General features: G+C 70.8%; 14 protein-coding genes. 7 read left to right on the top strand and 7 right to left on the bottom strand.

The features are described 5' to 3' along the window. Positions 1 to 45: 45 nt before the first annotated feature. Both ACZ5GT_RS33365 and ACZ5GT_RS33360 read right to left on the bottom strand, forming a co-directional pair. Positions 46 to 1,230: a S8 family serine peptidase gene (locus tag ACZ5GT_RS33365; protein ID WP_469033900.1), complete on the bottom strand. Its 1,185-nt coding sequence runs from the start codon at positions 1,228 to 1,230 to the stop codon at positions 46 to 48. A gap of 131 nt (positions 1,231 to 1,361) precedes the next feature. Beyond that, positions 1,362 to 4,691 carry a right-handed parallel beta-helix repeat-containing protein gene (locus tag ACZ5GT_RS33360; RefSeq protein ID WP_469033877.1) on the bottom strand — a complete coding sequence of 1,110 codons (3,330 nt, stop codon included), beginning with the start codon at positions 4,689 to 4,691 and terminating at the stop codon, positions 1,362 to 1,364. A gap of 375 nt (positions 4,692 to 5,066) precedes the next feature. Here ACZ5GT_RS33360 and ACZ5GT_RS33355 point away from each other — a divergent pair, with 375 nt between their 5' ends. Next, positions 5,067 to 5,336 carry a type II toxin-antitoxin system prevent-host-death family antitoxin gene (locus ACZ5GT_RS33355; RefSeq protein WP_469033875.1) on the top strand — a complete coding sequence of 90 codons (270 nt, stop codon included), beginning with the start codon at positions 5,067 to 5,069 and terminating at the stop codon, positions 5,334 to 5,336. Between the two features lie 93 nt (positions 5,337 to 5,429). Here the strand turns inward: ACZ5GT_RS33355 and ACZ5GT_RS33350 are convergent, their stop codons facing one another. Continuing rightward, positions 5,430 to 5,843: an ATP-binding protein gene (locus tag ACZ5GT_RS33350; protein WP_469033873.1), complete on the bottom strand. Its 414-nt coding sequence runs from the start codon at positions 5,841 to 5,843 to the stop codon at positions 5,430 to 5,432. Positions 5,844 to 6,095: 252 nt separating this feature from the next. Here ACZ5GT_RS33350 and ACZ5GT_RS33345 point away from each other — a divergent pair, with 252 nt between their 5' ends. The 3 genes from ACZ5GT_RS33345 (at position 6,096) to ACZ5GT_RS33335 (ending at position 7,436) form a co-directional block, all read left to right on the top strand. Beyond that, positions 6,096 to 6,944, top strand: a complete 849-nt coding sequence (locus ACZ5GT_RS33345; RefSeq protein WP_469033870.1) for a helix-turn-helix domain-containing protein — start codon at positions 6,096 to 6,098, stop codon at positions 6,942 to 6,944. 9 nt (positions 6,945 to 6,953) lie between these two features. Continuing rightward, the gene (locus tag ACZ5GT_RS33340) at positions 6,954 to 7,145 is read left to right on the top strand and encodes a hypothetical protein (protein WP_469033868.1); all 192 of its coding nucleotides are present in this window, start codon (positions 6,954 to 6,956) and stop codon (positions 7,143 to 7,145) included. A gap of 99 nt (positions 7,146 to 7,244) precedes the next feature. After that, complete coding sequence (locus tag ACZ5GT_RS33335) at positions 7,245 to 7,436, top strand: hypothetical protein (RefSeq protein ID WP_469033866.1); 192 nt, start codon at positions 7,245 to 7,247, stop codon at positions 7,434 to 7,436. A 99-nt stretch (positions 7,437 to 7,535) separates the two neighbouring features. Here ACZ5GT_RS33335 and ACZ5GT_RS33330 read toward each other — a convergent pair whose 3' ends face one another. Together ACZ5GT_RS33330 and ACZ5GT_RS33325 are read right to left on the bottom strand one after the other, a co-directional pair. Continuing rightward, positions 7,536 to 9,533 (bottom strand): glycosyl hydrolase, encoded by a 1,998-nt coding sequence (locus tag ACZ5GT_RS33330; RefSeq protein WP_469033856.1) that lies wholly within the window; start codon positions 9,531 to 9,533, stop codon positions 7,536 to 7,538. A gap of 426 nt (positions 9,534 to 9,959) precedes the next feature. Then, positions 9,960 to 10,814 (bottom strand): carbohydrate ABC transporter permease, encoded by an 855-nt coding sequence (locus tag ACZ5GT_RS33325; protein WP_469033853.1) that lies wholly within the window; start codon positions 10,812 to 10,814, stop codon positions 9,960 to 9,962. 185 nt (positions 10,815 to 10,999) lie between these two features. Here ACZ5GT_RS33325 and ACZ5GT_RS33320 point away from each other — a divergent pair, with 185 nt between their 5' ends. Beyond that, positions 11,000 to 12,274 carry an RNA-guided endonuclease InsQ/TnpB family protein gene (locus ACZ5GT_RS33320; protein WP_469033851.1) on the top strand — a complete coding sequence of 425 codons (1,275 nt, stop codon included), beginning with the start codon at positions 11,000 to 11,002 and terminating at the stop codon, positions 12,272 to 12,274. Here ACZ5GT_RS33320 and ACZ5GT_RS33315 read toward each other — a convergent pair. Together ACZ5GT_RS33315 and ACZ5GT_RS33310 are read right to left on the bottom strand one after the other, a co-directional pair. Then, positions 12,222 to 13,181 (bottom strand): carbohydrate ABC transporter permease, encoded by a 960-nt coding sequence (locus ACZ5GT_RS33315; RefSeq protein ID WP_469033847.1) that lies wholly within the window; start codon positions 13,179 to 13,181, stop codon positions 12,222 to 12,224. The two genes, ACZ5GT_RS33320 and ACZ5GT_RS33315, sit on opposite strands and share 53 nt — an antisense overlap. An 87-nt stretch (positions 13,182 to 13,268) precedes the next feature. Further along, complete coding sequence (locus ACZ5GT_RS33310; protein WP_469033846.1) at positions 13,269 to 14,588, bottom strand: ABC transporter substrate-binding protein; 1,320 nt, start codon at positions 14,586 to 14,588, stop codon at positions 13,269 to 13,271. A 286-nt stretch (positions 14,589 to 14,874) separates the two neighbouring features. Here ACZ5GT_RS33310 and ACZ5GT_RS33305 point away from each other — a divergent pair, with 286 nt between their 5' ends. Both ACZ5GT_RS33305 and ACZ5GT_RS33300 read left to right on the top strand, forming a co-directional pair. Continuing rightward, positions 14,875 to 17,280, top strand: coding sequence for a glycoside hydrolase family 2 protein (locus ACZ5GT_RS33305; protein WP_469033843.1), 2,406 nt, complete (start codon positions 14,875 to 14,877; stop codon positions 17,278 to 17,280). Further along, positions 17,277 to 18,308, top strand: a complete 1,032-nt coding sequence (locus ACZ5GT_RS33300; RefSeq protein ID WP_469033841.1) for a LacI family DNA-binding transcriptional regulator — start codon at positions 17,277 to 17,279, stop codon at positions 18,306 to 18,308. Before ACZ5GT_RS33305 ends, ACZ5GT_RS33300 begins: the two co-directional genes overlap by 4 nt. Positions 18,309 to 18,560 lie beyond the last annotated feature (252 nt).

Raw genomic sequence — 18,560 nt, 5'->3', positions numbered from 1 at the left:
CGCCGGTCCGCCCGTACGGCCGCGCCCGGCGCCGTTGCGGCGTGGTCAGCCCGCCGTCGAGGTGTCGTTCCCGGGTGGGCGCCAGCGGCGGGCGCGGCCCTTCGGGACGAGCACGGCGGCCCAGACGGTCACCAGGATCAGGCCGGCGGCGGCGCCGGCCGGCCACAGGGCACGCCGCGTCGCCCGGGCACCGGCCTCGTCCCTCTCGAGACGCACCGGCCGGGAACGGTCGTCCGGCGCCGCCGGGCCGGGGGACGCGCCCGGCACGAAGGTGAGCGCACCGTACGGATCGAGGCGGGGCACGTCCGCCGGGTAGGCCGTCGTGACCAGTCTGCGGGCCGTCTCGGCGGCGGACAGGTCCGGATGCGCGGACCGCACCAGGGCCGCCGCCGCGGCGACGTACCCGGCGGCGAGCGAAGGTCCGGAGCCGATGAAGTGGCCCCGCCCCCGGGGACCGATGCCGAGGACGCCGTCGCCCGGGGCGGCGAGGTCGGCGTGGCGTGGGGTGAACGCGCCGTCCGGCCGCTGTCCCCGCACGTCGACGTCGACGACGGACAGCACGCCGTCCGAGGCCGCCGGCCAGTAGTCGGCGGGCGGCGCGGCGGAGGACGCGCCGTCGCGGGGGGCGTCGGGAGCCGCGGCGGCCACGATCAGGGCGTCGTGGGCGGCGGCGTCGGAGAGGGCGCGCCGGAGGGCGGCGGAGTCGCGGGTGAGAGCCGGGGACACCACGATCACCCGGGCTCCGGCGTCCACCGCGGCCCGGATGCCGTTCGCGACCGTGCCGTCCGTCGCCGCGCCCCGCTTGTCGGTGCCCCGCACGGCCAGGACGCGGGCCTGCCGGGCCGCCCCCGAGAAGCCGACGCCGTCCACCGGGGCGGCGGCGATCAGCCCGGCCACGAAGGTGCCGTGGCCCACGCAGTCGTCCCCGGCCCCGCCCACCGCGGTGACCCGGCCGGCCAGGGCGGGCGCCTTGAGCGAGACCCCGGTGTCGACGACGGCCACCGTCACCCCGGCGCCGGTGCCGAACTGCCGTGCCCTGGACAGTTGCAGGTTGACCTGCTCCCAGGGCACGGCCTTGGCCACCGTGGTGGAGCCGCCGGTGCAGTCGGCGCCGGACGACAGCCGGGACGGCATCACGGGCAGCCGTACCGGATCCCCGGACGCGGCGGCGGCCGCCGTCGCCGGCCCGGCCGCCACCGCCGACGCGGAGAGCAGGGTGACGAGGGTCAGCACCGCCCGGCGGTGCCGCGGCCGGCGCACGCCACGGGTACCGCCGCTGCCGCCGCCGGGACCGCCGCAACTGCCGCTTCCGGGCGCGAGCGCGGGCCTGAGCGCAGGACCGGGCCATCCCACCGGCCGGGTCATCCGGACACCGCCCGGCCGCCCGGCGCCACGTCCTCGGGAAGCAGCAGCCGCAGATCCTCCAGCCCGGGGGCGGCCATCGTGCTCAGCCGTCCGGCCTGACGCGTCATCATGCCCTCCAGTACCTGACGGGCGAGCCGCGCGTTGCCGAAGGACCGGTCACGCGGGAGCGACTCGAAGTACGCGCGCAGCACCTGGCCCGTGCCCGGGCCGCACTCGTAGCCGGAGGCGGCGGCGTGCTGCCGCACGATGGTGACCAGTTCGTCCGAGGAGTAGTCGGCGAACTCCACCCGCCGGGAGAAGCGGGAGGAGAGGCCCGGGTTGGAGGAGAGGAAGCGTTCCATCTCCTCCGTGTAGCCGGCGACGATGACCACCGCCTGGTCCCGGTGGTCCTCCATGAGCTTGAGCAGGGTGTCCACCGCCTCCTGCCCGAAGTCCGACCCGGACCCCGGCCCGCCGGGGGTCAGTGTGTAGGCCTCGTCGATGAACAGCACGCCGCCCAGGGCGCGTTCGAAGGCATCCCGGGTCAGCTGCGCGGTGTGGCCGACGTACCGGCCGACGAGGTCGGCGCGGGCCACCTCGACGAGCTGGCCGCGCGGCAGCACGCCCAGCGAGACGAGCAGTTCGCCGTAGAGCCGCGCCACCGTCGTCTTGCCGGTGCCCGGCGGCCCGGTGAAGACCAGGTGGTGGCTGATGCGGGGTGCGGGCAGTCCCGCCGCCTCGCGCTGGCGGGTGACGGACAGCAGGTTGACCAGGTCGGTGACGTCGCGCTTGACGGCCGCCAGGCCCACCAGGTCGCCGAGGCGGGCCAGCGGGTCGCCGTCCGGGCCCGTGCCGGCCTCGTCGGCGACCGCCCGGGCGGCCTCCTCCCCGATGTCCTCGGGGAGGAGCAGCTGGAGGTCCTGGTCGGTCATGTCGAAGAGCGTGGCGAGGCGGGTGGCCTGGCGGTCCACCATCTCCTCGAACACCTGGCGGGCGGCGCGGCCGTTGCCGAAGGCCGCGTCCTTGGGCATGCGTTCGAAGTGCACGGCGAGGGCCTTGCGGGTGGCGTCGTCGAGCACGTACTGGTGCCCGGCGCACATGCTCTCCACGATCGCCACCAGTTCCGGCACCGCGTAGTTCTCGAACTCCACGGTCCGGGAGAAACGCGAGGCCAGGCCCGGGTTGGAGGCGAGGAAGTCCTGCATCTCGGCGGAGTACCCGGCGGCCACGACCACCACGTCGTCACGGTGGTCCTCCATGAGCTTCAGCAGGGTGTCGACCGCCTCCCGGCCGAAGTCTGCGCCGGAACCGCGGCCGTCGGAGAGCAGGGTGTAGGCCTCGTCGATGAACAGCACGCCGCCCAGGGCGCGGTTGAACGCCTCGGTGGTCTTGATGGCCGTACCACCGATGACCTGCGCCACCAGGTCGGCCCGGGAGACCTCGACGAGATGCCCGGAACGCAGTGCGCCGAGTTCGGCGAGGATCGCCCCGTAGAGCCGGGCGACGGTGGTCTTGCCGGTGCCGGGCGGGCCTGCGAAGACGAGGTGCCGGCCCATGGGCGGAGCGGACATGCCGAGCTTGGCGCGGCGCTGGGCCATCCGGGTCAGGTTGACCAGCGTGCGCACCTGCTGCTTGACGTTGTCCAGTCCGATCAGCGCGTCGAGGGCGCCGAGGGGTCCGTCCGGCCGGGCGAGCCGGGCCTCCTCGCCGTCCTGCCCCGCGGTGTGCGGGCCGCCGTCGGTCCCGTCGGCGCCCCGGCCGTCCGGCCTGCCGTTGCCGGTGCTGGTCAGCCCCTCGACGGCGAGCCGCTCACCGGCCTTGGACCGGACGAGTCCGCCGCCGCCGTTGTCCCGGACGGTGCAGTTGACCACGGACACCGGTTCCGCCGACTCGACGCACAGACCGTCCTGCGTACTGCCGCTGATCTCGCAGGAGTTGAACGAGCCGCGGCCGCCGTCGGCGACCAGGACGCCGTGCCGGCCGCTGCCGGCCACCCGGAGCCGGGTCGCGGTCAGCTCGCCGCCGCCCTCGACGGTGACGCCGGACTCCTCGGCCCCGCTGATCTCCAGGTCGCGCACCGTCATGATGCCGCCGGCCCCGACCGACACACCCACGGCGGCGGGCGCGAGGACCGCTCCGCCCCCGAGGTAGACGTTGCCGTCGTCCTCGGCCCGGACACCGCAGCGTCCGGCCCGCTCGACCGTGCAGTCCTCCAGCCGGCCCCGGCCGTCCTTCAGGACCTCCACCCCGTGCCCGCGCGGCGCGTTGATCCGGGCCCGCCTGATCAGCGGGTTGGCGCCGGTGCGGATGGAGACTCCGGTGCCCTGGGCGTCGGTGACGTCGAGCCGGTCCAGTTCGGCGGCCGACTCCTCCTCCAGCAGCACCGCGGTGGTCGCGCAGTCCTTGACGGTCAGGCCGACCAGGACGGGCGAGGAGTGCCCGTTCACCCGGAGGGCAGGAGCCTGGGCCGCGTCCAGCCAGCAGTCCTCGTACGTGCCCCGGGACCGGTCGGTGACCAGCAGTCCATGGCTCTTGGTGCGTGCCGTACGGCATCGGCGGACCACCGGGTCGCTGCCTGCGCTGACCACGATGCCGGTGCCGGTGGTGCCGGTGACCCGCACATCCTCGAGTTCCGTCCTGGCCTGGCTGGCGAGCTGGACCCCCGTGCTGGTGTCGTGCACCACGGTCCGCAGCACCCGCGTGGTGCTGTGTCCCTCCAGTGCGACGGCGGGCTTGTCCGTCGAGGAGATGTCGCAGTCCTCGACCGAGGCATGCGCCTCTCCGTTGGCGAGGACACCGTTGCCGCGGGCGTCGCGGACCGTGCAGCCGCGCAGGGTCAGCCGGCCGCTCTCGCCGACGACCACGCCGGAGGTGCCGAGGTGCTCGATGGTGCAGGACTCGACGGAACTCTCCACCACCGCGGTCACCACGACCCCGGCGCCGCCGGGATTGCTGACCCGGCAGTCCCGCAGCGCGAGCGAGCCGCCGGCCCGGGCCAGCAGGGCCGTCCAGGCGGAGCCGGTGACCTCGCACCCCTGCATGGCGACCTGCCCGCGCGGCGCGTCGATGACGGGGAGTTCCTCGTCCCGGCCCTGGAACACCAGGTCGGTGAGCATCGCGGCCTCGGCCTTGAGGACCAGTGCGCTGCCCCGGCGCGGAGCTATCCGGACACTGCCGCGGGCCTGCTCCGCCACGATGGTGACCGGGGCGGTGATGGTCAGGTTCTCCGCGTACGTCCCGGGAGCCACGCTGACGACGGCGCCGCTGCGTGCCCTGGCCAGCGCCTCACCGATCGTCCGAAAGCCGTCGGGTCCCTCCGGGCTGACCGTAAGTACCTGGCGTGACAAGCGCGTTCCTCCTTCTCGGCCCCGCACGGCACGAGTCCGCCCCGGATTGCCTTTACATGACCATCATGCCGGGCCTCCGCCCCGCCCACCCGCCCGGATCCCCGGCAAGTTCGCTGGTCCTGAGGGTTACTTGAGCTTCAGAGCGCTTGATCTTGGCCAGCTCCCGGCCCCTTGCGCGAGACGTGACACATCTCACACCCAGCTTGACTGAGCAGCCCCTCTCCCCGCCCGGCGAGGGGCGCCGACGGGCCGAGCGTCTGGCAGCGACAACGGTCACGAGGATCACGACGCCTTGCCCGCCGACCAGCCGTTCAGGCGCCTCTGCGGACACCCCTCCACTTGTGTACACACATGACACTTCGTACCTTCGAGCGCATGACGCACCCACTGTCCGTAGAGTCGATCCGCGATGTCCGGGCACACCTGGCCGAGGTCGTGGAGCACGCCGGCCTCGACGACGTAGCCACCGTGATCACTCGGCGGGGAAAGCAGGTCGCTGCCGTCGCGTCCATCGAGGTGCCGGGCAAGTACCAGGAGTGGGAAGAGCGCGAGATCAACCGGATCATCGACGAGCGCATGGCCGGTCCGGCGCCCGGCATCCCGATCGAGGACGTCATGAGGGAGACGCTGACGCGCGGCGAGTGAGTACCGCGTCCTCCGGCCCGAGGCGCAGGCCGTTCACGCCCTGCCCGGTCCGCCGGGCCGTCGGCCTCCTCCCCGGCCGACGGCTCCGCCTGGTCAACTTCCCCGATGGAACGACAGTCCCGCGATAACGGACGTTCCGCGCGTCGGTCGGGGCCGGACGGTCCAGGCGGCGGCCAGACTGTCGACGAGGATCAGACCCCGGCCGCCCTCGGAGTCCGCGTCCGGTCGGGCCAGTACCGGCTTGCCGGTGCCAGGGTCCGACACGGCGAGCCAGTAGTGGCCGTCTGCCGGCCACAGGACGAGTTCGATCAGGTCGTCGTCCTCCCGGCAGGCGCCGTGGCGGATGGCGTTGGTGACCAGCTCCGACGTCAACAGGCCCAGATCGTCGCCGAGATGGGGGCGCAGGACGTGCGGCAGCGATTCGGCGACAACATACCGGGCCCGCCGTACGGAGGCGGGGTGGGCGGGGAAGCGCCAGTGGGCGGGTACGAGGGGGATCTCGGGCATGGCGAACTCCACGGCTGTGTGAGGGGTTTGGGTTCGCCGGTGGCCTACCGCCCTGGCCGCGGTCGCACCCGCCCCAGGGCAGGCGGGCATGACCGCGCGGTGCGCTTCCGGCGTTGCGGTGCGTAACTTGCGCGATACTGACAGTAGAGCAGGCAGTGGTAAATTTTCCACGCGCTCCAGAGAATTCACCACGGCGAGGTACGGCGGCCTCCGAGTGCGACCGCGCGGCCCCCGCCTGATGGAAGGAACCCCGTGCCCCCAAGGACGACTCCCACGGAACGGCAGAAGCGACTGGGTAGTGAACTGCGGCGTATCCGTACGGTGGCAGGCATGTCCGCAGAGTTCGCGGCGGGCCTACTGGGTGTGGACCGCGGCAAGATCTCCAACATCGAGTCAGGAGTCCGGGGCATCAATGCCGACCGCTTGCGCACACTGGCCTGCAACTGCGACGTGACCGATGAGGCATACGTGGAGGCACTTGTCGAGATGGCCCAGCCGAGTACAGGCTGGTGGGATCGCTACCGAGGCATTCTGCCCCAGGGCTTGCTGGACATCGCAGAAACGGAAAGTAACGCTGTACGCATGCGCGGCGTCAACACCGTGCACGTGCCGGGCATGCTCCAGACATCGGATCAAGCGATGGCCATCTTCCGAGCCGCGGTCCCTGCCCTGCCCGAGCACGAGGTTGCCCTACGACTCGCACTGCGTGCGGAACGCCAGCAGGTGATCACCGGCGACAAGGCGATTCCGTACATCGCCGTCATCCACGAGGCCGCGCTGCGGATGCAGTTCGGCGGTACCGAAGTGGCCCGCGCCCAGTTGGAATACCTCCTGGAGGTCTCCGAGCGGGACAACGTCACCGTGCTCGTCCTCCCCTTCACCCGAGGCGCCTTCCCCGGAGCAGGGCAGACCGTCGTCTACCTCGAAGGACCCGTACCGCAGCTCGACACAGTGCAGGTGGACAGCTCCCACGGGCCCACCTTCCTGCACGCCGAGGGGCAGTTGGCGAAATACCGGGCACAACTCGATCTGTTGGAAGATCTGGCGCTGCCGCCAGAGCAGTCCCGAGATTTCATTCGCGATCTCGCACGCCAACTGTGAGGAGCACCAGTGTCCGACATCACCTGGGAGAACCCCTTCTGCGCCGAGGGCAGCTCGTGCTTCCGGCTCGGCACCGACGCCGACGGCAACGGCTACATAGCCGTTGCCGGGCAGGAGGACCACTACCTCACCGACTCCCTCGACGCCCTCCGCACCCTCATCACCGACATCAAGGCGGGCAAAGCCGACCACCTGCTGTAGGACCTGTCACGCACGCCAAGCCAGGCCACTCAGGCCGGCCAAAGAGACGCGGGATCAAGACCGCGAAGTCATTGCGTGATCACGCAGAGGAGACGCCAGATGCCTGACATCACCTGGGAAGCCCCGTTCTGCGGCGAGGGCAGCTCCTGCTTCCGCCTAGGAACCGACACCGACGGCAACGGCTACATAGCCGTCGCCGGCCAGGAGGACCACTACCTCACCGACTCCCTCGAAGCCCTGCGCACCCTCATCACCGACATCAAGGCCGGCAAAGCCGACCACCTGCTGTAGGACCCGCGTGTGCGTACTCCTCGGCGAGGACCACGAGGAGACCCGCGAGATCGCCGGTCTCCTCGTCCTGAACTGCCGCCTGCGGCAGCGCGGTCTACGTCATTCGGCCCGGATGTTGTCCACGTACACCACCCCCGTGGTCGCCGCCCCGCTTCCGTGGCCGAGGTACAGGTTGAACGTCGTCACCCTGGCGAGGTGGGCCGCGTCGAGTACGGCTCCGGCGTGGGAGGTGTCCCAGGGGGCGGGTGCGAACGCGCTGAAGGGCGCCTTGATCTCCTGCCCGCTGGTGTCGGACAGCGGGACGTTGTACTCGAAGTACACGCCGTCGGCGACGATCTGGAGCGTCGCCCCGTTCCCGGAGCCGTCGCCCTGCAGCCACAGCGCCATGGACGTGAAGGCGGACCAGTCCGCGTCGACCGACTTGCCGATGCCGGTGTACCCGGCGCCGGTGAAGTCGTACGCGTAGGCCAGACCGTAGGTGCCCGAGGACCTGTGGTCGGCGGACAGCGTGGTGGTGTTGGAATTGACGTGGCTGTACGCCTCGTTCAGGGAGACGTCGTCCCCGGCGTACCCCTCGAAGTCGTCGACCCATCCGGCGGGCAGGGGGGCGACCTCTCCGAGCAGGACGTGGGCCGAGTCGGTGAACGTCTCGCCGGCCACCCGTGCGCTGACCGTGAGGTCGACCATGCGATTGTCCAGCCAGGCCGGGTCGATGGACCAGACGCCCGAGTAGAAGCCGTCGGCGTCGAGGTGCAGTCGCCGGGCGGGTGAGCCGTTCACCGAGTAGGTGACCCGGCTCGCCCGCGCGGGCGTGACACGCACCCGGACAGTGGTCTCGGAGTCCGTCACGCGCTGCCGGTCCGTGGGGGTCACGAGATGCAGGAAGGGAGCGTTCCGGACGGCGGTGGTGCGGGCGGAGAACACCCCCTCGAGATCGGCGGCGAAGACGGTGTACGGGTCCTGGTGATACTTGACGAAGTCCGGCAGCAGGGCATGGCCCGGGTACGGCACGTACGCGCGGTTGCTGCCACCGAAGTTGGCCCAGGTGAGCATGTACGTCGCCTGCCGGGCCAGCGGGTCCGCCTTGATCGCCGCCAGCAGCCCGGTGAACCAGTTCGGGTCCCGGCCCTCGGTGCCGCTCTCCCCGAACTCGGAGTACGCCGGCACCTTGCCCCGCTCGTTCGCCAGCCGGACCACCATCGCCAGGTCCTTCACCAGGGCGTCCAGCCACGCCTCCGATCCGGCGGAGCCGTCGTAGGCGTCGTAGCCGAGGACGTCGACGAACTCGTCGCCCGGGTAGGTCTTGAGGTAGCCGGTCGGGTCGCCGTCGAAGGCGGAGTTGGGCGAGTAGGCGTAGAGCAGGTTGTGCACGCCCTTGGTGTCGCGCAGGTACTCGACCGTGTAGCGGTACACCTCGATGTACTCGGCGGAGGTGGTGTGCCCCGCCCCCCACCAGAACCAGCCCCCGTTGTTCTCGTGGAAGGGGCGGAAGATCACCGGGATCGGGGTGCCGTCAGCCCGCCGCGCGCCCTTGACCGCGCTCGCGATGCGGTCGAGGAAGGCGTTGAACTCCGCGTGCTTCGAACCGCCGGGGAGGATGTGGCCGACCACGCGCCCCGAGGTGTCGTAGAAGTTCTCCCCGGTCACGAAGTTCGGCATGTGGGCGCTGAGGGTGTTGATCCCGCCGCGGGCGTCGCCCTGTCTGATGGACCGGCTGAGCGCGGCGATGTTCTCGGCGTCGGTCCCGCCGGGCACGCCGGGGCGTTCGTCGCCGTCGAGGATCAGGGTGTCCCAGCCGAAGACCGCGGGGTAGTCGCCCACCGCCGCCTTGGTGTCGGACGCCTTGCCGTCGGGAGTGGTGAAGGTGAAGCCGTAGGAGAGGTCGTGCTGGTGACCGAAGAGGATGCCCTTGCCCTGCTGCCGCTTCAGGTAGGCGAACAGCGCGCGGGTGGCCGGGGTCGCCTTGTCGTCGACGATCCGGACCGGCGTCGGCGCGCCGGCGGGCGCCGCGGAGGCCAGGGGGGTCCCGGTGACCGCGGCCAGGGCGACCGTGGTGCCGATGATGAACGCGCGGCGGTTCAGGGGGGAGTTCGGCATGTACGTCTCCTTCGACGTGGCGATTTCTCGTACGAGGACGTGCGGAGGTACGCGTGCGAAGAGAAGCGGGGACGTGCGGAGAGGTGCGGAGAAGTGACTCGCTCGCCGAGGCGGGCAGCCGCCCTCGGCGGTGCGGGGTGCCGTCGGGCACGGGCCGGCGCGAGCGGTGGCCGAAGGGGGTGCAGCGGGGTGGCAACGGGGTCCCGTGCACCGAGTCGTGCGGTCGAGCGGAACGGGCGGTCAGCCGACGGGACCGGAGCGGGTGCGACCGCCGTGTCGGGGGGGGGGGGGGGGGGGGGGGGGGGGGGGGGGGGGGGGAGGGGGGAGGAGGGGGGGGCGGCCCCCCCCCCCCCCCCCCCCCCCCCCCCCCCCCCGCCGCTCAGAGCGGGCCGAGCGCGGGCCGAGCGCGGGGCGTACCGCCCCGGTTCACTTCGTGGCGCCCCGCGCGAACCCGTTGTAGATGTAGCGCTGGAGGAAGAGGAAGACCACGAGCGTGGGCACGATGACGAGGATCGCGCCGGCCGAGATGTCCTCCCAGTGGGCGCCGAAGGGGCCCTTGAAGCGGAACAGGGCGGTCGACATGGTGCCCAGTTCCTCGGAGGGCATGTAGAGGAACGGGATGTAGAAGTCGTTGTAGACCGTGATGCCCTTGATGATGACGACGGTGGCGATGGCCGGCTTCAGCAGCGGGAAGATGATCCGCCAGTAGATGGTGAGCGCGTTCGCGCCGTCGAGCCGGGCGGCCTCGTCCAGGGAGACCGGAATGCCGCGGATGAACTGCAGGAAGATGTAGATGGACACGATGTCGGTGCCCATGTAGAGCAGGATCGGCGCCCAGCGGGTGTCGAACAGGCCGAAGCTGTTGACCACCTGGAAGGTGGCGACCTGCGTGGTCACGCCCGGCACCAGGGTGGCGACCAGGAACAGCCCCATGACGAGCTTCTTGCCGCGGAAGTGGAAGCGGTCGATGGCGTACGCGGTCATCGAGCCGATGATCACCGTGCCGGTGATGGAGAACAGCAGGATGAACGCGGTGTTCCCGAACGCCGTGAGCATCTGGCCGTCACGGAAGGCGGTGACGTAGTTGGAGAAGTTCAGCCAGTTGCCGGGGAGCTGGAACGCGCCGCCTCCGTCGGTCGCCTCCTTCGCCGTCTTCAGCGAGGTGAGGAACACGACGGCCAGCGGGATCAGGACCACCAGCGAGGCCAGCACCAGGGACAGATAGATGAGGGCCGAGCCGATGCCCCGGGGGCGACGGCCGTCCACCGCGTTGGCGGTCATCGGAGCCTTCTTTCGTGGATACCCCGGCCGTCAGGCCGGGATGGGGATACCTCCCGCTTGCGGGGGAGGAACAAAGCTGCTGCGGAGCAGGGCAGGAAAGGCCGGTTCGCCGCCAAGGCGGACGGGCGTCCACCGCCAACCGGTCGGTCCCGGCCACTCACAAAACAGCTGATAGTCTGTGAGTTGTGACACAGCAGGTCAAACGGGCGTTCAAGTACCGCTTCTACCCAACGGACGAGCAGGCAACGGAGCTGTCGCGCACGTTCGGCTGCGTCCGCCTCGTGTACAACAAGGCGCTGGAGGAGCGCACACGGGCCTGGCACGACGAGCAGCGCCGGATCTCCTACGTGCAGTCCTCCGCCGCGCTCACGGAGTGGAAGAAGACCGAGGAGCTGGCCTTCCTGACGGAGGTGTCCTCCGTCCCGCTCCAACAGGCGTTGCGCCACCTTCAGACGGCGTTCAGCAACTTCTTCGCCAAGCGCGCGAAGTACCCGCGCTACAAGTCGCTCAAGAAGGCGCGCGCGTCGGCCGAGTACACCCGCAGCGCCCTCAAGTGGCGCGACGGGCGACTGACGCTGGCCAAGATGGCCGAGCCCCTGGACATCCGCTGGTCGCGCCCTCTCCCGGAGGGTGCGCAGCCCACGACGGTGACCGTGTCCCGCGACGCGGCGGGCAGCTGGTTCGTGTCCCTGCTCTGCGAAGACACCGTCACCCCGGCGCCAGCCACGCATGCGGCGGTGGGCCTGGACGCCGGGATCACCTCCCTGGTGACCCTGTCCACCGGGGAAAAGATCGCCAACCCGAAGCACGAACGGCGAGACCGCGCCCGCCTCGCCCGCGCGCAGCGCGAGCTGTCGCGGAAAGAGAAGGGCTCTGCCAACAGGGAGAAAGCCCGTCGCAAGGTCGCCCGCGTCCATGCCCGGATCGCCGACCGGCGCCGGGACTTCCTGCACAAACTGTCGACCCGACTCGTCCGTGAGAACCAAACGGTCGTGATCGAGGACCTCACCGTCCGCAATCTGCTCAAGAACGGCAGGCTCGCGCGCGCCATCTCGGACGCGGCCTGGACGGAGCTGCGATCCATGCTGGAGTACAAGTGCGCCTGGTACGGGCGCGAACTCGTCGTGATCGACCGCTGGTTCCCGTCCAGCAAGCTGTGCGGGGCCTGCGGCACGGTCCGCGAGAGGCTGCCGCTGAACGTCCGCGAGTGGACGTGCGCCTGCGGCACGGTGCACGACCGCGACGTGAACGCGGCACGCAACATCCTGGCCGCCGGGCTGGCGGCGTCCGCCTGTGGAGACGGTGTAAGACCTCAACGGGAGTCCTCCCGGACGGGGCAGTCGTCAATGAAGCAGGAACCCCAGCGAGTGACCGCTGGAATCCCCCGCCTTCAGGCGAGGGAAGAAGTCAAACGAGATCCACCTTTTCGTCGGGCACGAGGCGGCGCTGGATCCAGGTGATCAGCAGGATGAACAGGAGCAGGACGACGGCGGCGGCGGAGGCCAGACCCGTCTTGTTGAACTGGAACGCCAGCTTCACCGTCTGGATGACGAACGTGGTGGTGCCGGTGGCGCCGCCGGTCATGATGTAGGGGATCTCGAAGACCGACAGGGAGCCGGACACGGCGAGGATCACGCTCAGGCTGACCACGGGCCGGATGCTCGGCAAGATCAGGAAGCGGAACTGGTGCCAGCGCGAGGCGCCGTCGAGCTCGGCCGCCTCGTACAGCTCGCCGGGGATGGACTGGATCGCCCCCAGGAAGAGCACGAAGTTCAGGCCGGTGAACCGCCAGACGGACACGCCGGCCAGGGAGACGTTCGCGGACGCCGGTGTGCCGAGCCAGGCGTGGTCGGTGCCGGCGCCGAACCAGGACAGCACCGAGTCGAGGGTGCCGCCGTCCTGGAAGAAGTACAGGAAGACGAACCCGATGGCGACGCCGTTGATGAGGTACGGGAAGAACAGGATTCCCTTGAAGAGGTTGCGCAGCCGCAGGTTGAAGCTGAGGACGGTCGCGAAGTACAGGGCGACGACGATCTGCACGGCGGACGCGGCCAGGTAGTAGAAGCTGACGAAGAACACCCGGAACAGCTCGGGCCGGGTGAACAGCTCGACGTAGTTGTCGGTCCCGGTGAGGTGGATCTCCGGGCTGACGCCGTCCCAGTCGGTGAAGCTGTAGTAGATCATGTTCGCCACGGGCACGTAGGTGAACGTGATCAGCAGAACCAGCGGGACCAGCAGGAACAGCCACGGGGTGGCCCTGCGCAGCGCTCCGCGGCGGCGACGGGAACCGGAACCGCTCGTCGCCTGGCCGGCGCCGGTGCTCTCCTTGTCCACACGTGCGGTGGATCGGTGGGTGGTGTGTGTCATGTCGGCCTTTCGGTCGTCCGCGGAGGCGGTCGGCGGGCCGGGCCCGGCTCGGAGAAGTCCGTCACCGGGCCCGTGCCCCGCGCTCCGTCAGGAGCCCGCGGTCTTCTCCGCCTCGCTCCACTTCTTGTCGAGCTCGGCGAAGTAGCCCTTCAGGCTTCCGCTCTGGACGCCACGCGCCATGTCGACCAGCTTCTGCCGGTAGTCGGGCTTGGCCAGGCCGATCTCGGCGGCGTTGTCGATGGCGTTGACCTCGGTGCTCTTGGCCTCGGACCGCTCCAGCATGGTGACACCGTTGTCCTCGAAGGGCTTCAGGGTGTCGGGCAGGGCGCCGGACTTCAGCGTCGGTATCGAGCCCTCGTTCTGCGCGAACCCGGACTTGTCGGCGAACCAGTCGACCCAGGCCCGCGCGGCGGCCTTGTTCTTGGAGTGGATGCTCACCGCTTCCTGGTAGTCGGGCGAGAGCATGCTGCAGAACTTGCCGTTCGTCTGCGCGGGGAACGGCATGAAGCCGATGTCGTCGGGGTTCTTCCCGGCCGTCTTCGCCGCGGCCTGCATCTGGCTGATGGCCCAGGAGCCGAGCTGCATGGTGGCGATCTGGCCGCGGGCGATCATGCCCTTGGAGTTCTCCCAGTTGGTGGTCGTGGGGTCCTTCTCGACGAGCTTGTCGTGGACGACGTCGTAGAGCAGCGTGTCGATGGCGTTGAGGTCGGTGCCCTCGGCCCACGGGGCGGTGGAGGTCGCCAGCTTGTCGTTGGCCTCGGCGTCGCAGGTGACCGAGCCGATGCTCGCGGCGCCGGCGGTCAGCGGCCACTGGTCCTTGAAGTTGGTGTAGTACGGCACCGCGCCGGTCTTGGCCTTGATGGCCTTGAGGTCGGCGACGAACTCCTGCGGGCTGGTGGGCCAGTCGGTGATGCCGGCCTTCTTCCAGACCGCCTTGTTGTAGACGAAGCCGTCGGCGTTGCCGACGGTGGCGAGGCCGTAGACCTTGCCGCCGACGGTCGCCCTGCCGGTGAAACGGTACTTCTCGCCCAGTTCACCGGCGCTGCCGAGGGAGGCGAAGAACGAGGGGTAGTCCTTCTTGGCGATCGCGTTCGGGATCATCAGCACGTCACCGTAGTTGGCGGTGTTCATGCGGATCTTGACTTCGCCCTCGTAGTCGGTGATGCCGTCGAACTTCACGGTCACCTTGGGATAGATCTTGTTGAACGCGGCCGCGTACTTCTTCAGCGTGCCGTTCTGCACCAGGTCCGTGCGATGCGTCAGGACCGTGATGGTGCCGGACACCTTCGCCGGGTCGGTCGCCGCGTCGGCGGACTCGCCCTTCGTCGCCGCCGCTCCGGTGCACCCGGTCGCGGTGAGCGCCGTGACGGCGATCAGTGCGGCGACGGCCAGCGTCTTCCTCCCCATATACCCCAGCTCCCTCTGTCTTGCGGCTCAGGCCCGCCTTTGGGCTGACGGCACTATGGCACCGACCGATTGAACCGGTAAAGCTCACTCCCTCGCCGTGATACCCAATCGTTACCAGAGGGTTTCCAGATGGGGCGGTTTTTGGCCTGTAGATGCCCACAAAAGACACCAGACAGGGACATACCGCTTTGAACTATACCGGTTTATGGACATCGCTTCGCAGGGCAGCTAGGTTGGCGTGCGCCACGACCAGAAACGACCTTGCATCAGGTGAGGGGAGCCGCACATGAAGGACGTCACCCTGCTCAGCGACGGGTGGGGGCTGCGCCACGAGGACACGGTGCTGCCCGCCCGGGTACCGGGCTGCGTGCACACCGATCTGCTGGCCGCGGGACTCATCCCGGACCCTTTCATCGGCACCAACGAACACGAGGTGGCCTGGGTCGGCGACCGCGCCTGGACCTACGTCGCCCGGCTCACGGCCGACACCGCGCACGAGCGCACCGACCTCGTCTTCGACGGTCTGGACACCGCGGCCGAGATCACCCTGGACGGGGAGACGCTGGGCCGGACCCGCAACATGCACCGCACCCACCGGTTCGACGTCACCGGCCGCGCCGGAGAGCTCCAGGTGCGTTTCGCCCCGGCTCGCGAGGAGGCGGAAGCGGTACGGAAGACGGTCGGCGACCGGCCCAACGTCTATCCCGAACCGTCCCAGTACATCCGCAAGATGGCGTGCAGCTTCGGCTGGGACTGGGGCCCGACCGTGGTCACCGCCGGAATGTGGCGGCCCGTCCGCCTGGAGCACTGGTCGACCGCCCGGATCTCCCAGGTCCGGCCGCTGGCCACGGTCGACGGGACCCGGGGCCGGGTCGAGATCCACCTCACCGTGGAACGCACCGCCGGCGGCACCGGCCGCCCGCTGACCGCGCGGGCGTCGGTGGCCGGCGTGGACACCGAGGTCACCTTCGAGGACGGCCACGCGGTGCTCGCACTCGACGTGCCCGAGCCGCGGCTGTGGTGGCCGCGCGGCTACGGCGAACAGCCGCTGTACGACCTGACCCTCACCCTCGCCGACGGCGACACCGCGCTGGACACCTGGCAGCGCCGGATCGGCTTCCGCACGATCGAGCTCGACCGCAGCGCCGACGAGCACGGCACCGGCTTCACCCTGGTCGTCAACGGCGTACGCCTCTTCGCGCGCGGCGTGAACTGGATCCCCGACGACGTCCTGCCCTCCCGCGTCACCCCGGAGCGCTACCGGCACCGCCTCACCCAGGCCGCCGAGGCGAACATCGACCTCGTGCGCATCTGGGGCGGCGGGATCTACGAGGACGACGCCTTCTACGACGTGTGCGACGAACTCGGGCTCATGGTCTGGCAGGACTTCCTGTTCGCCTGCTCCGCCTACCCCGAGGAGCAGCCGCTGCGCGGCGAGGTGGAGGCCGAGGCGCGGGAGAACGTCGTACGCCTGATGCCGCACCCGTCGCTGGTGCTGTGGAACGGCAACAACGAGAACCTCTGGGGCTTCCGGGACTGGGGCTGGGAGCCCGAACTCGCCGGCGACTCCTGGGGCGAGGGCTACTACCTCGGCCTGCTGCCGCGTGTCGTCGCCGAGTTGGACCCGACCCGGCCGTACACGGCGGGCAGCCCCTGGTCCGGTTCCTGGGACCACCACCCCAACGACCCGGCGCACGGCACCCACCACTCCTGGGAGGTGTGGAACCGCCGCGACTTCGCCGAGTACCGCGACAGCGTGCCCCGGTTCGTCGCCGAGTTCGGCTGGCAGGCGCCGCCCGCCCTGGCCACCCTGCGCCGCGCGCTGCCCGGCGAGGACCTCGCCCCCGACTCGCCCGGCATGCTGCACCACCAGAAGGCCGAGGACGGCAACGGCAAGCTCAACCGCGGTGTCGAGCGCCACTTCGTGCTGCCCGAGGGCACCGGGGACGCCTTCGACCGCTGGCACTACCTGACCCAGCTGATCCAGGCCCGGGCCATCGCGGCCGGCATCGAGCACTGGCGCTCGCACTGGCCGCGGTGCGCGGGCACCGTCGTATGGCAGCTCAACGACTGCTGGCCGGTCAGCTCCTGGGCGGCCATCGACGGGGACGGCCGGCTCAAGCCGCTCTACCACGAGCTGCGCCGCCTGTACGCCGACCGGCTGCTCACCCTCCAGCCCTCCCCCGAGGGCGTCGTGCTCGGCCTGGTCAACCAGTCGGCCGAACCCTGGCGGGCCGAGGTCACCCTGCGCCGGACGAACGCCGACGGGACGGTGACGGCCCAGATGCCGCTCACCGTGGAGGTGGCGGCTCGTGACGCGGTACGCACCCCGCTGCCGGTGGACGCGCTCGGCCTGCCCGGGGACGGAGAGTTCCTGGTCGCGGACGTGGACGGACTGCGCGCCGTGCACTTCCCCGTGCCGGACCGGGAATTCCCCTATGTCCGTCCCGAGTTCGACGTCCGGGTGGAACCGGTCGCCGGTGATGCCGATACAGTCGACGTCGTGGTCACAGCGCACACCCTGGTACGAGACCTCTACCTGCAGCCCGACCGCCTCGCCCCCGACGCGGCGGCCGACACCGGCCTCGTCACGCTGCTCCCCGGCGAGGAGACGAGCATCCGGGTCGTCGGCTGGCCCGACCCCGACGCCGGGCGGGCCCGCGCGGCGCTCTTCTGCGTGGAACCGGCGTGAGCGCACCCACCCAGCGCGTCACCATCAAGGACGTCGCGGCCCGGGCCGGCGTGTCGAAGGGGGCGGTGTCGCTCGCCTTCAACGGCCGGCCCGGGGTGTCCGACGCCACCCGGGAGCGCATCTTCCAGGCGGCCCGGGAACTGGGCTGGGCTCCCAACGCCCGCGCCCGCTCCCTGTCGACCGGCACCAAGGTGGACACCATCGGCCTCGCGATCTGCAGGCCGGCCCGGCTGCTCGGCCTCGAACCCTTCTACATGGAGTTCATCTCCGGAGTCGAGAGCGTGCTGGCCGAGCGGTCCTGCTCGCTGCTGCTGCACCTGGTGCGGGACGTGGACGAGGAGATCGCGCTCCAGCAGCGGTGGTGGCAGGGCCAGCAGATCGGCGGATCGATCCTGGTCGACTTCCGCGAGAACGACCCCCGGGTCCCCGCGCTGCGCGCCATCGGGCTCCCCGCGGTGGCGGTCGGCCACCCGTCGCTGACGGGTGGCTTCACCTCGGTGTGGACGGACGACGCCACCGCCGCCACCGAGGCCGTACGGTATCTGGCGGCGCTCGGCCATCGCCGTATCGCCCGCGTCGGCGGTCCCACCGGGCTCGGCCACAGCGCCATCCGCGCGAAGGCGTTCTCCGAGGCCACGCGGGAACTGGGCATCGCCGACGACCTCCAGATCGCCACCGGCTACGAGGGCGAGGAGGGGGCCCGCGCCACCCGTTCCCTGCTGCTCATGGCCGAGCGGCCGACGGCCGTCCTGTACGACAACGACATCATGGCCGTCGCCGGTGCCGCGGTCGCCGCGGAACTGGGCCTCTCGGTGCCGCGCGAACTCTCCCTGCTCGCCTGGGACGACTCCCAGTTGTGCCGGCTGACCCACCCGCCGCTGTCCGCGATGAGCCACGACGTGCACGGCTTCGGCGCGGACGCGGCACGGACCCTGTTCGCGGTCATCGACGGCGAGGAACCCGCTTCCCACCAGGTCGCGACGCCCTCCCTCACCCCGCGCGGATCGACGGCGCCGCCACTGAGGTGAGGCGCCGGTGCTGTTGCCGTGCCGGTGCTGTTGCCGTGCCGGTGCCTTGGCGGGCGGCATCCGATAGGGGTGCCGGGCGCCGGGCGCAGTTCGTCGGGGCGCCTGGTGCCGGGACACCAGCGCAGAGTGTCGGCCAGTCCGGGGCAGGGGGGGGGGGGGGGGGGGGGGGGGGGGGGGGGGGGGGGGGGGGGGGGGGGGGGGGGGGGGGGGGGGGGGGGGTGGGGGGGGGGGAGGGGGGGGGGGGGGTGTGTT

Source organism: Streptomyces sp. NPDC031340, assembly GCF_055569945.1.
Note: the sequence above shows the minus strand (reverse complement) of the source record. Positions and strands in the feature narration are given on the sequence as shown.